The following is a 12,926-nucleotide window of genomic DNA, read 5'->3' as shown; positions in this document are numbered from 1 at the left end:
GGACACCAGCGGTCGTCGCCGCAAACCAGCCGCGGTGATCGTCAGCGCCATCGTTCACGTGGTTCTGCTGTTCATCCTCGCCGCGTTCACCCTCAGCAACGCTCGCCCGAAAGATCAAATGGCGTTCTCGGCTTCCGCAAGCAGCGAAAGCGAAGAGACCGCCATGGAAACGTTTACCATCGAAAGCAGCGAACCGGTTTCCGAGCCGACTCAATCGCAGCCCGATGAAACGCAATACGACGTCAGTGAGATTGGCGAGATGCCGATCGTCGATGTCACCTCGACCGCCATGGATTCCGTTGCCGCAGCCGCATCCAATCTTTCATCGCTTTCCAGCTCCTCGTCCTCGGCATCCCAAGCGATGCAGAAACTGAGCTCGGACGCGAAATCGCAAATGGAGTTCTGCGGCGTCGAAGGAGGCGGCAACCACTTCGTCTACCTCGTCGACAGTTCCGGCAGCATGGGCGATGCCTTCACCTCCGCTCGATCCGCATTGCTTCAATCGATCGACATGCTGACGGAAAAGCAACGCTTTTACGTGGTCTTCTTTGACGCCGAGTGCGACTACATGCAGTTGTCAGGGTCCACAGAACCCGAACCACGCAGCGTCTATGCAACCGCGAAAAACAAACAACAGCTTCGTAACTGGGCAATGCGAGTGTCGATGGACCGCGGCAAAGCCCCCTACGAACCACTGCGATTCGCGTTGGAACTCAAACCTGACGTGATCTTCTTGCTCTCCGACGGCGAGTTCCCACAAGGCATCGAAGACTTGCTCTCCGAAGAGAACCGGTCAACCAACCTGTTCGGTGACACCGACCCGATCAGCATCGTTCACACCATCAGCTATCACAGCCGCGAAGGCGAAAGCCGGATGCGACGAATTGCGGAAAAGAACTTCGGGCAATACCGCCACGTCCCCAAACCCTAAGGCAGACACGTGGCCGCCGAACGTCCCACCCATCGCGTTTCTTCAGGCTTCTCCTGGCTCACCTCGCACACGCGACGCTGGCAAGAGTGGTACAACGATCGCCGGTTTGGTGCCATTGATGGCGACGCCCCTCTTGGTCGCCGCGGGGAACGCGTGGCGGCTCGTTTGATGCGACGCAAAGGCCTGCAAGTCATCGCCGAAAGTGAATCCGATCGCGCCGGCGAGATTGACCTGATCGCGCTTCGCAAGCGTCCAAGATTGCTGGTTTTTGCCGAAGTCAAAACGTTGTCCACCACACGCCCCGGCCACCCTGCCGATCGAGTCGACGAGAACAAACAAGCCCGCATCACGCGTGCTGCTCTTCGCTACTTGAAACGCAAACAACTGCTTGGCGTGGCCTGTCGGTTTGACGTGATCGCGGTTTGGTGGCCTCGCGAGGAACCGCACCCGACCCGCGTTGAACACTACGAATCAGCGTTTGACGCCGTCGGGCTGGATTCCTTCTTTGTCTGACGGGCCCCACCAATCAGGACCGCATCGCAAAAGCATGCGCGGCCTCTCGAAAAAGTGCGACGCCGTCCTCCAGTGATTTCAGCTCGATGAATTCATCGACCGTGTGTGCCTGATCGATGCTGCCCGGCCCGCAAACGATTCGATGACTGAGTTCATTCAGCACAGCACCGTCGGTGGAATAACAAACCGTCTCGGGTTTCTCACTTCCACCATATGGGCTGGCCAATTCGCACATTCGAATCAGTGCCGGATCATCCGTGCGACTCTCCATGGGTTCGACCGACTTGTAACTGAAAAAATTCAACCCAAGTTGCTCGGCCGCCGCTTTTGCATCCGACATCAGACAGGCGCCATCGACGCCAGGCATCGTCCGCCAATTGCCCCACACTTCACTGCGATCCGGAACAATGTTGGTCGCCTCGGCATGGTCACTGATTCCAAAGTTGAATGTCAACGTCGGAGGATCAAACCGGTCATCTCGCATCAGCGGGTCCGTCTGCACACGCTCATGCAGTTCGAGGATCGTCTGCAAATAGGGAATCATCAACACATTCGCGTTGACGCCTCGACTGGTGCTGCTGTGAGCGGCCTTGCCATGGGAGACCACTCGAAAACCAGACATGCCTTTGTGAGCGTAAACGACCCGAAGCTCCGTTGGCTCGCCAATCAAAGCCACTGGATCGTGGGCGACGAGATCCCGATAGGCTGGACTGCTTTGGACCAACTCCTTTGCACCACGCAGTCCCGTTTCCTCATCGGCGGTGCAGACAATCCAAAGCGGCGCCGATTGCTGTGCGGCGTCCAAGCCATCCACCACGGCGAGCATCGCAGCCAACGAACCCTTCATGTCACATGAGCCACGGCCATACAAACGGCCGTCTTCGATCACCGCTCGAAAGGGATTCCCCCCCGGCCCGTTCCATCGATCCGCGGGAACGACATCAGTGTGACAGAAATATGCCAAACCGGTTTCGTTCTCGGACCGATCGTCGGATGAGCCACCTGTTTTTTCCTGCGAATCAAGCGGCAAACGCTTGGCAACCAAATTGAATTTTGGGACACCTTCCCCATCAAGGTACCGCGTTTGCTCACATTCAAACCCTTGTGCTCTCAAACGCTCCGCCACCCACTCCGTGATCGCCTGATTGCTGGTATGACTGACCGTCGAGAACGCGATCAAATCGGACAATAGTCTGACAACAGATGACAAAACGAGGTCTCGGTAGGAAATAGCCGTGGCAACTGAAGTCCGACAATCTACACCTTCCAGCGGCCCTCTGCACCAGTGAATGCTTCCTCCTTCCCCGAACGCCCCGTCCACCCCGATTCCACCGGGACTGAACCGCTGTCCGACTGGCGACCCTGGGAACGACTGGGCGAATTGGCGGAGGCCGGTGACGCGGAAGGACTCAGAAACTTCCTGTTGAGCCTCGCTGCACATGACCAAGCGTTGGCGCTGAGCCGTTTGGACGAAGACCACCACACCGCCGTCCTGACGCTGCTTTCCGCGGAAGAGGCCGCCGAACTGTTGCGGCACCTGAGCGAGACCCAAGCGGCTGAACTGGTCGACGCGTTGGATACACTCGACGCGGCGGCCATTGTCCAAGAGATGTCCAGCGACGAACAAGCTGACCTGCTGGGTGACCTGGACGATGACCAGGCCGAGTCCATTTTGCAAGCGATGCCGGCGGCGGATGCAGCCTCTGTCCGTGAACTGGCCGCTTACAGTGATGACCAAGCGGGCGGGTTGCTCGTTCGTGAAATCTTGCGATTCAACCAAAGCAGCCTCGTCCATGAAGTCATCACAACGCTCTCCGAAAACGCCGAAGAGTTTCGCGACTACGACGTTCAGTATGCCTACCTGACGGACGACAACGATAAATTGGTGGGCGTGCTACCGATGCGGAACTTGCTGTTCGCCAAACGAACCGATCCGGTCGCGGACATCATGATCCTCGACCCGCTGTCAATCACAGCGAGTATGCCGCTTGATGAACTACGGGACTTCTTTGACGCCCACCATTTCTTGGGCGTTCCGGTCGTCGACGACAACCACAAACTACTGGGCGTCGTCCACCGGAACGCAGTGGATTACGAATCCACTCGCGCCGCCGAAAGCGATTTCCTGAAAAGCCAAGGGATCATCGGTGGGGAAGAACTGCGAACAATGCCGCTGTGGCAGCGTTCCAAACGACGACTGAGTTGGCTCAGCATCAACATTCTGCTCAACATCGGTGCCGCCGGCGTCATCGCCATGTACCAGGACACCCTGTCGAAGGTGATCGCCTTGGCAGTGTTCCTTCCGATCATCAGTGATATGAGCGGTTGCAGTGGTAACCAAGCGGTCGCGGTCAGCATGCGAGAGCTTTCACTCGGTTTGGTGCGTCCCGCAGAAATGTTTCGCGTGTGGCTGCAAGAAATGAGTGTTGGCCTGATCAATGGCACGGTGCTTGGAATGCTAGTTGCCATCGTCGCTGTAATCTGGGATGGCAATCCCTACCTCGGACTCGTCGTCGGAGTCGCCTTGTGTGCAAACACTCTGATCGCAGTTTCCATCGGAGGCACCGTGCCGTTGCTGCTGAAACGACTTGGGTTCGACCCGGCGGTCGCCAGCGGTCCGCTGCTCACAACCGTGACCGACATGTGCGGGTTCATGTTGGTGCTGGGATTGGCCACGATGCTGCTGGAGCGTTTGATCTAAGAACAGAGCGGAACACAGACAGGAAGCCCATGCACCCTTTCTGTCCGACACTTGTTCTTCGCTCGCTGCTAAGCGAGTGGGCTGCCGTCATTCGGCATGGGAACCTTTCTGGCGGATGCCACTGCTCCCACGCACCATCTGGACCAACGCCCAGACGGCACCTGATTCTTCCCGATCGTTCCTGCCTGCCCGCCTGGCTCGACACGCCGAACGGCAGCCAACAAACCTATCAGGGTCGAGTCGCGATCTCGATTCGATTGGCGTCGTTGAGATACGCCATCAAGTCGGCGATTTCTTGCAACGACAACTCGTCCAACAAACCGCTCGGCATGATGCTCGACCGACTGGGCTGGATCAAATCGACTTCGGATTCGTCCAAGATTGTCACGTGGTTGTTCGAATCGCGAATTTGCAAATCGGCCCCGGACTTGCTGACCATTCCCACATAAACGTCGCCATCGAGCGTCAACACTTTCTTGCTGGCGTATTGATCGCTCACAACGTGGGACGGATACAGAACCGATTCCAGAATTTCGCGACGTGTGAAACGCCGAGCCACGCTGGTCAGATCGGGGCCAATGGCAGACCCTTGGTTGCCTGCTCGGTGACAACTGGCACACTGGGCGCGAGCGTAGACTTCCGCTCCAGCCAGCGCGTCACCGCCCTGCCCTTCGTCACTTTCCAGGTGAGTGATCAACTGTTCAAAGTCCCAGCGAGATTCATCTTCCCGCGGCAACTCGGCTGGTGGACGATCGGGGAACGTCTTGGCATACCAACGCTGCCACGGTGCCATGGATTGTTTAACACCTTCGGGACGCTGCATCCCTGTCCAATGCTCGAGCAATTGCTCAACGCTCTCAAAGGTGGTCCCTTCTTTTTCGGCTCGCAAGCCCATCAGAACCAATGACCGCAATGCCATTGGATCATCGGTCGCGATCGGCACCGATCGAAGACGAGTGACGACCTCATTCGCGGCCGGTCCATCCAAAACGTTCAAACTACGGACCAAGTAGTCCCAGTTTTCGCCGTCAGGATGTTGTGCCAGTGCCATCGCCACCACAGCGCGACGCTGAGGCTCCGTCCGCCAAATTTTTCGCAAGTGGGCAGAGGATGCGTCGTCAGGAGCGGTCGCCAACATCGCGATGATGCCCGTTCGCAAACGGCGATGAACGTCGTCAACTTTGTCCTCTTTGGTCAGCTCATCATCGAGAGCACGCAACTTTTCTGCCGTGGCCTCATTGACCGGGCGTTCCAATTGAAACAGAGCACCGAGAGCCGAATTCCGCCACCGGCTGCCTTCGTCCAGGATCGCTTGAATATCATCCTCTGACAGGTGACGAGCAAAATCGCGGGTCACTCCGACCATGTACATCGGCAATGAACCTTCGCTGTCTCGACCGGCGACACCCTCGTAGAACTTCAGCAGTGCAAACCGTTCACGAGCCGACCACTGACGATTGATGCGTTGCAAACACATCGCGGCCAGCACCCGGTCCATCTCCGGTGCATCGGACTCCAAATACTCCATTGCTCGCGGGACCAACGATTCCGCTTGCAAGTAACTCGCCAGACGAATCAGCTCGTGATTCATACGAGAATCGCCAGCAGGAAATTCGTCCGCAATCTGCTTGGACAACCACGGCACATCCTGAGCCTTGATGTTGCAACGATGCAAAGCGACTTGGCACAGACGAAGCGTGTCGACGAAGTCCTTGTCGCTCAAAAATTCTTTCATCATGTTGCTGGTTCGCTTGAGCACCAACAACCCAGTCATCTTGTTTGTGTCCGCGGCAACCAGGGCTAACATGCCGACCAATGCGGTGCGGGTGTCTTCGTGAAGGATAACGGTTTCCTTCCACTTCGCGGCTGGGATGCGCTGCAGAACTTGACGGGCCACGTAGGACAACACTCGGTCCTCATGAGCCAGCAAATCGATCAGCGGCTGTGGATCCTCAGGAATCTGGTTGCTTCGAAGCATCGCTTCGCAAACCGCACGACGGACTCGCAAATCACTGTCGCTCAGCATCTCGTTCAAACGAGCCTTGGCTCGCGAGGAAGGGTTCAGCCCCAGTTGAACCGCGGCGCGACGTCGCACCAATTCGCTTTCGGCTTTGGACAATTCGACCAGCAAATCGTCGCTGGGAACGGGCCCGTACATCTGCATCAAATTCATCGCACGAATGCGGTAGGACGGCGGGTTCTCGTCACTGTAAGCGACGCCAGCCAACTGCTGATCCCAATCGCTTCCCAATTCGCGACGGATTGCGGCGATGCGTTGACGCGACCACGCAGCATCCAATTGAGGCTGGCGAACCGCGGCGGCAATTCCGCTGCCGAGTTGCTTCATCGCTTCAGGAATCTTGCCTTGATAGACAACGCGGTAGACTCCACCAGCAGTCCCACGACCTCCCGTGCAGAAATACAACGCTCCGTCGGGACCGACGGCCAAGTCGGTCACGTTGAGCGGTTGCCCTTTCAAGAACACTTCGCTGTCGGCTTGGAATCCGCTGCCATTGGGCTTGAGTCGAACGTTCAAGATCCGGCCTTCGGACCAATCCGCCATGAACAAACTGTTGTGGTAACGAACCGGGAACATGTGGTGCTCATAGCACTCAATCCCCGTCGGGCTGCCGCGACCGGTGTCCAGCACGTTTGGCAGTCGATCGATGTAGTACTCAGGCCATTTCGCCCAACCCGGACGCCATCCAAACTCACCTGCCTCGGTGACATCCATCAGTGCTGTGGGACGGTACCAAGGTGTCTCGACGTCGGCTTCCATGTCCGCGTCATGCACGAACAAGTTGCCTTCGGGGTGGAATGCCAAATCGTATGCGTTCCGCAAACCGCCTGCGATTCGCTCAATGACTTTGCCTTCGATGTCCGTCCGGATAATCGTCCCACCGGGAGCCTTCACGCCTCGGCCGTGCCCGCCGGGATCTTCATAGCGAGGCAGCAAATCGCCTTCGTAGATGTCTTTCAGCGTTTCGCCGCTGCCTGTCTTTCCGATCGGTTTGACATAACTTCCAACCGAAACATAGATCATGCCGTCGGGACCGAGACGCAAACCGTGTGGGCCGTGCTCGCCACCGTTACCGCTGAACTTGACGATGGTCTTGACCGTTTCCAGTTCGCCGTTTCGATCCTTGTCGATCAAGCGATAAAGGGCTGAACCGTCGGGACCATCCGCGGTCACAAACACTTCCCCATTGAGCGGCAAAATGCCTTGGACGGATTCGACTTTGTCGCAATAAGTTTGAACATCTTCAGGAACGCCATCGTCGTCCCGGTCGGTGACGATCAACAATGGTCCGCCTTCTTGCGAAAGCAACACATGGCCGAACTCGTCAAACGCCATCGCGATGACCGATCCGACTTGTTCGTCATTGATCAAACGTTGAACTCCGAACCCGCGTTGGATTTGAAAACGTTCGGAATTCTCTTTGGCAACTTCGACCTCCACGTTGGGTTCACGGTCCCATGGCGCGGTTTCGCCGAGCGGACCGAAGGTCGACGCTGGCTGCCAGGCACCATCGTTGTAAGCCGCGGTGTTCCAAAGCGGGATCTCTTGCAGATTGGTTTTCCAAGATCGGTCGGAACTGAAGGTGAACCATTTCTCGCCAATTTCAGGTCGAATCGAAACTCGAGCGACCAACGCGGCGGTGTCACCACGAGTGTTTTGAACCTGCACCGCGACGACGTTTCGTCCCGGCTCCAGGTAATCGCTGATGTTGAATTCTTGCATCCGCCGGTAGGATTCTCCCTCACCGACTTTGCGACCGTTGACGTGCACTTCATAGGCGTCGTCCGCGGCAATTTCGATGATGGCCTCGCCACGATGACGAAGGTTCAACGATTTACGGAACCAGCACGTCTCGCCGAGTGGGATCGCTTGCTCCGGGGTCGTTCCCGACGCCCAAATCCACTCCGCTTCCGCCGCGAAGGTTCGAGTGTCCCAACCTAAACACAAAGCACCGACGGCAATCGTCAACGCGATCAAATGGAGTCGTCCAGCAGACATCCTGATTCAGCCTTCCATGGCGTGGAGTCAGTCATTTTCATGAAAACGGGCGTCCAACACGCCGATTTTCAAACATTCACGCCCCGCAATACCATCCCAAAGAGGGTGCTCGCAAGATCGAATCAGCCACTTTGCCACTCTTGGATCGCCGGAATAGGACTGACCAACATCAACACGTTGAGCGTCAAATTGTCTCGGATCATGATCAACATCACGATCTCGCTGACCACAAACAAAGCGACCGACCACCGCCAAGAAAACTTGGACGAAAACCAATACCCCAGCATGCAGGCCGCCACATCCGTCACCGAATTCGCAATCGAATCACCGGTGTACCCCACCGCCATCGTCGCTTCCCGGTAACGCTCGATGATCAGCGGCGAATTCTCCAGGACCTCCCAGCCCGCCTCCAGTCCCATCGCGATCAAGAAACGACCGGCTGGACTCAACCGCGGCACCCATCGCAACGCGGCATAGAACAACACACCATGCAAAACATGCGAGAAGAAATAGGGATCGATCAAATGCTGCGAGTTATGGGCAGTCCAAATGTCCCAGGACCACGGCACCCAAGAACCGCACTCACACCAAAACCGACGTCCCATTCCCGACAAGATCATCACCATTCCGGTGAGGATCAACACGGCAATCCAACCGACCGCCCACCGTCGGTCCCGAGGGAACCGATCGTTGTCGCTTTCAAGTGAGCCGGCGTGGCTTGCGTTCAATGGAACCGTTTCCTGCTCAACGCAGATCGTCGCGATCGATCACTGGGTTGGCGGTTCCCTGTCCGATCAACACCAACAACCCTTGCTGCGGACGGTTCGCGTTCATCGCTTGAGCATTGAAAGGAACGCCATAACACGCGTAGTTGCCCGTCGCGGTGTCCAAAACATAGATCACCGAACGTCCGACCGGGTTGCTGCTGCTACGAGGAAAATCGGCGACTCCGGTGGCCATGATGTAAGTCCCGCCTTTGCCATCCGTGCCCAACGCATCGGAGATGTTGACGGTGAACGTGGCCGCGAAACGTCCGATTCGCGGGTACATCACTGAACACTGCAGCAGGCCTGAGTTGTGATCCAACACGAACAACCCATCCGCTTGATCACTGACCGCCCCGGTCGCGAGCGAGAACTTTTCGCTGCTGACCGCGGCAGTCGCGTTCGCAATCGGCAAGTCCTGCCACTTGGACAACGCCGTTTGAGCCGAATCAACAGCCACTGCGTCAGCCGAGATTTCTGCAGCCCGCCGGGCCTCGGAGGCGACACCTGCGAAGTAAACGGCCACCCCAACGGCTACCAATGTCACACCGACCAGACCAACCATCCATCCGCGATTCCCGCAACATCGCATAGATTCGGTTGGAACGACTGGCATTTGAACGGGATCTGCAATGTCTTTCATGAATCGTTTCTCAGCTAGCGGCAGAGGAAGGGGACAAAGGAGTTGATTCAGCCTGTGATTGTACGCATCGGCTGGGAACTTTACGATTGGAATCTCGTGTCCTGAACCGCCTCTTTCCACGTTTCTCGCGAAAATCATCATGTCGCTCAATGCTCCCCTGAACCGAAAACTCCGTATGGGAATCGTTGGCGGTGGCCTCGGATCGTTCATCGGTCGCGTCCACACCGTTGCCGCGGGATTGGACAATCGCAGCGAATTGGTCGCCGGAGCCTTCTCCAGCAACCCGGAACGCAGCCGCAATTCCGCCCCCGGATACGGCGTCGATGAATCACGAGCCTACGGCAGCTACGAAGCCATGCTGGACGCCGAATCACGGCTGCCAGAAGACCAACGAATCGACTTCGTCAGCGTCACCACGCCCAACCACACGCACTTCGAAATCGCCAAAGCCGCCGTCGAAGCGGGCTTCAACGTCGTCTGTGACAAACCGATGACGTTCGATTTGGATCAAGCCGAACAATTGCTGAAGACGGTCGAAAACTCCGACGTCGTCTTTGCCCTGACTCACAACTACACCGGCTATCCCCTCGTTCGCCAAGCTCGCGAAATGATCCTGGGCGGTGAACTCGGCGAAATCAACGCGATCCGTTCGCAGTACATCCAAGGCTGGCTTCGCGACAAACTGGAAGACGACGACCAAAAGCAAGCCTCCTGGCGAACCGACCCGTCCAAGAGCGGTGCCGCGGGTGCGTTCGGCGACATCGCCACGCACGCCTACAACCTGGGCCGCTTCATGACAGGCGTGTTACCCGAAACGGTCAGTTGCAGCCTGAAATCGTTCGTCGAAGGACGCAAGCTGGATGACTACGGCACTGCCGTGATCCGTTACGAAAACGGTGCCTTGGGCACCGTCACCGCCTCGCAAATCAGCCACGGCCGCGAAAACGATGTTGAAATCGAAATCGACGGCACCAAGGGTTCACTGAAATGGCGTCAAGAAAACCCGAACGAATTGCACTACCGCCAAAACGGCAAGGCTCACCAAATCTACACGCGTGATCCCAACGCGCCTTACATGCACGATACTGCTGCGGCATCGTGCCGCTTGCCATCGGGGCACCCCGAAGCCTTCTTTGAAGCCTTCGCAAACGTTTACGCCGCCGCGTTTGACGATATGGCCAAACGTGCCGAAGGAACCACCATCGATCGCAAGAAGTCGCTCTACCCGAGCGTTCACGATGGCGTCGAAGGTATGTACTTCATCCAACAGTGCGTCGCCAGCAGCCAAGACAATGCCGCTTGGTTGCCACTGAAACACCCCGTCGCTCGCGTTTGATCGGCGTTCCCGCTTTATGAACCGCGCTGCTTCTGTTTCTGTGATCATGCCCGCTGCTGGCAGCGGGCAACGTTTTGGCAGCCAGTCCAACAAGCTGTTCGCGCACCTGGACGGCAAACCGCTTTGGCAACACGCCGTCGATCGCTTCCAACATCGCGGCGACGTCCGGCAAATCGTGCTGGCGGTCTCCGAAGAAGACGAGTCCACCTTTCGTGAACAAATCGCGGCGATGTCTTCTGCCGCTCCGATCCACCTCGTTCGAGGAGGCGCAACACGCAGCGAAAGCGTTGGCGCGGCATTGGAACAAGTGAAACGATTCGCCGCCGAATCCGCTGCGGCCAACGCATCCGCGCAAACGCTGGTCGCGATCCACGACGCAGCACGCCCCTTGGTTCGCCAAGCGGACCTGGATCGGGTCTTCGCCAAGGCGGCTGAAACCGGCGCCGCCATCCTGGCCGCTCCCGTTTCAGGAACACTCAAACGAGCCACAGGCGATGGTTCCCAAACAGTCGATCGCCGCAACACCTACGTCGCCCTGACTCCCCAGGTGTTCGCGATCGACGTCATTTGTCAAGCTTACGCTCGCGATCGAGGCCGCATGGCCACGGACGATGCCCAACTGGTCGAGCGAACCTCTCACCCGGTTCAGCTTGTCACTGGTTCCGCTGACAACTTGAAAATTACCTTCCCCGAAGATCTCCGCATCGCGGAGGCGATCCTGAACGAGTGCCGAAGCGAATTCGTATGACCACCTCCAACGCCACCAATTCACTGATCGAAGATCTCCGTTGGCGCGGTTTGCTGAATCAAACCACCGACGAAAACGGAATCGCCGAACTGCTCAACTCCGGCCCGCAAACGATCTACATCGGGTTTGACCCCACCGCGACCTCACTGCACGTCGGCGGCATGATGCAGTTGATGATGCTGCGTCGCTTCCAGCGTGCCGGTCACAATCCGATTGCCCTGGTTGGTGGAGCCACCGGGATGATCGGCGACCCCAGCGGCAAAAGCGAAGAACGCAATCTGCTATCCGCCGATCAACTGCAAAAGAACGTCGATGGCGTCGCAGCTCAAATGCGTCACTTCCTCGACTTCGAAGGCGAAAACGCAGCCAAGCTGCTGAATAACTTTGACTGGATGAAGAACTACTCGTACCTCGAGTTCCTTCGCGACGTCGGCAAGAACTTTCCCGTCGGTGCAATGATGGGCAAAGAATCCGTCCGCAGCCGATTGGAAAGCGAAGCTGGCCTGAGCTACACCGAATTCAGCTACATGTTGTTGCAGGCTTACGACTTCGTGAACCTGGCCCAGACTCATGATTGCCGTATCCAAGCCGGAGGCAGTGACCAGTGGGGCAACATCACCGCTGGAATCGACCTGGGCCGTCGCATGTTGGGCAAGCAATTGTTCGGCATCACCGCGCCACTGCTGACAACCAGCGACGGTCGCAAAATGGGCAAGACCGAATCCGGCGCCGTGTGGTTGGATCCCGAGCGAACCAGCCCCTACGCGTTCTACCAGTACTGGATCAACGTCGCCGATGAAGACGTGATGCGATGCTTGGCGTACCTGACCGAAATCGAGCGAGCCGAATACGACGAACTCGAAGACAAGACCAAGAACGATCCCGGTCAACGCACCGCACAGAAACGACTGGCCCAATGGCTGACCGAATTGGTTCACGGCGAAGCCGGAGTCCAATCGGCTCAACGAGCCACACAGATTCTGTTCGGTGGTGAACTTGGCGACACCACGGATTCACAACTGCGTGAAATCTTTGCCGACGTTCCATCGTGCGACGTTCCAAAATCGGCTCTTGAAGGCGAAGGCCTGTGGATCGTCGAAGCACTCCAAACCGCGAAACTGTGCAACAGTGGCGGCGACGCTCGACGGGCTTTGTCCGAAGGCGGCGTGTACGTCAACAACACTCGCGTGGAAGACGTTCAAAAACGCTTGACCGTCGATGACCTGGACGGCCGATCTGTCTTGGTGCTTCGCCGCGGCAAACGCAAATATG

The 12,926-nt window shown here is 57.4% G+C and carries 9 protein-coding genes and 1 pseudogene; 6 read left to right on the top strand and 4 right to left on the bottom strand.

The genetic code is table 11. The annotated features are described in order from the left end of the window. Window positions 1-931 (top strand): annotated as a pseudogene (locus tag ACF8AM_RS19790) (hypothetical protein); the annotation flags it as partial. Between the two features lie 114 nt (window positions 932-1,045). Beyond that, window positions 1,046-1,444, top strand: coding sequence for a YraN family protein (locus tag ACF8AM_RS19785; protein ID WP_392557307.1), 399 nt, complete (start codon window positions 1,046-1,048; stop codon window positions 1,442-1,444). 13 nt (window positions 1,445-1,457) lie between these two features. Here the strand turns inward: ACF8AM_RS19785 and ACF8AM_RS19780 are convergent, their stop codons facing one another. Beyond that, the gene (locus ACF8AM_RS19780) at window positions 1,458-2,654 is read right to left on the bottom strand and encodes a M20 family metallopeptidase (RefSeq protein WP_392557306.1); all 1,197 of its coding nucleotides are present in this window, start codon (window positions 2,652-2,654) and stop codon (window positions 1,458-1,460) included. A gap of 75 nt (window positions 2,655-2,729) precedes the next feature. Here ACF8AM_RS19780 and mgtE point away from each other — a divergent pair, with 75 nt between their 5' ends. After that, window positions 2,730-4,145 (top strand): magnesium transporter, encoded by a 1,416-nt coding sequence (mgtE, locus tag ACF8AM_RS19775; RefSeq protein ID WP_392557305.1) that lies wholly within the window; start codon window positions 2,730-2,732, stop codon window positions 4,143-4,145. 229 nt (window positions 4,146-4,374) lie between these two features. On the opposite strand, the gene ACF8AM_RS19770 is transcribed toward mgtE, so the two are convergent. The 3 genes from ACF8AM_RS19770 to ACF8AM_RS19760 form a co-directional block, all read right to left on the bottom strand. Further along, the gene (locus tag ACF8AM_RS19770; protein ID WP_392557304.1) at window positions 4,375-8,163 is read right to left on the bottom strand and encodes a HEAT repeat domain-containing protein; all 3,789 of its coding nucleotides are present in this window, start codon (window positions 8,161-8,163) and stop codon (window positions 4,375-4,377) included. Between the two features lie 122 nt (window positions 8,164-8,285). Next, window positions 8,286-8,891 carry a DUF2585 domain-containing protein gene (locus ACF8AM_RS19765; protein ID WP_392557303.1) on the bottom strand — a complete coding sequence of 202 codons (606 nt, stop codon included), beginning with the start codon at window positions 8,889-8,891 and terminating at the stop codon, window positions 8,286-8,288. A gap of 16 nt (window positions 8,892-8,907) precedes the next feature. Next, a complete protein-coding gene (locus tag ACF8AM_RS19760) occupies window positions 8,908-9,570 on the bottom strand; it encodes a hypothetical protein (RefSeq protein ID WP_392557302.1) in 663 nt (220 codons plus the stop codon). 58 nt (window positions 9,571-9,628) lie between these two features. On the opposite strand from ACF8AM_RS19760, the gene ACF8AM_RS19755 reads away from it, so the two are divergent. From ACF8AM_RS19755 to tyrS, 3 genes are all read left to right on the top strand, one after another. After that, window positions 9,629-10,906 (top strand): Gfo/Idh/MocA family protein, encoded by a 1,278-nt coding sequence (locus ACF8AM_RS19755; RefSeq protein ID WP_392557301.1) that lies wholly within the window; start codon window positions 9,629-9,631, stop codon window positions 10,904-10,906. Window positions 10,907-10,922: 16 nt separating this feature from the next. Beyond that, window positions 10,923-11,654 carry a 2-C-methyl-D-erythritol 4-phosphate cytidylyltransferase gene (gene ispD / locus ACF8AM_RS19750; protein WP_392557300.1) on the top strand — a complete coding sequence of 244 codons (732 nt, stop codon included), beginning with the start codon at window positions 10,923-10,925 and terminating at the stop codon, window positions 11,652-11,654. Continuing rightward, a partial coding sequence (gene tyrS, locus ACF8AM_RS19745; protein ID WP_392557299.1) for a tyrosine--tRNA ligase occupies window positions 11,651-12,926 on the top strand: 1,276 nt, incomplete at its 3' end. The genes ispD and tyrS, both read left to right, overlap by 4 nt.

Origin of the sequence: Rhodopirellula sp. JB055 (genome assembly GCF_043100905.1) — a bacterium.
Taxonomy (GTDB): domain Bacteria; phylum Planctomycetota; class Planctomycetia; order Pirellulales; family Pirellulaceae; genus Rhodopirellula.
The sequence above is the reverse complement of the archived record's forward strand: the minus strand, read 5'-3'. Positions and strand labels throughout refer to the sequence as shown.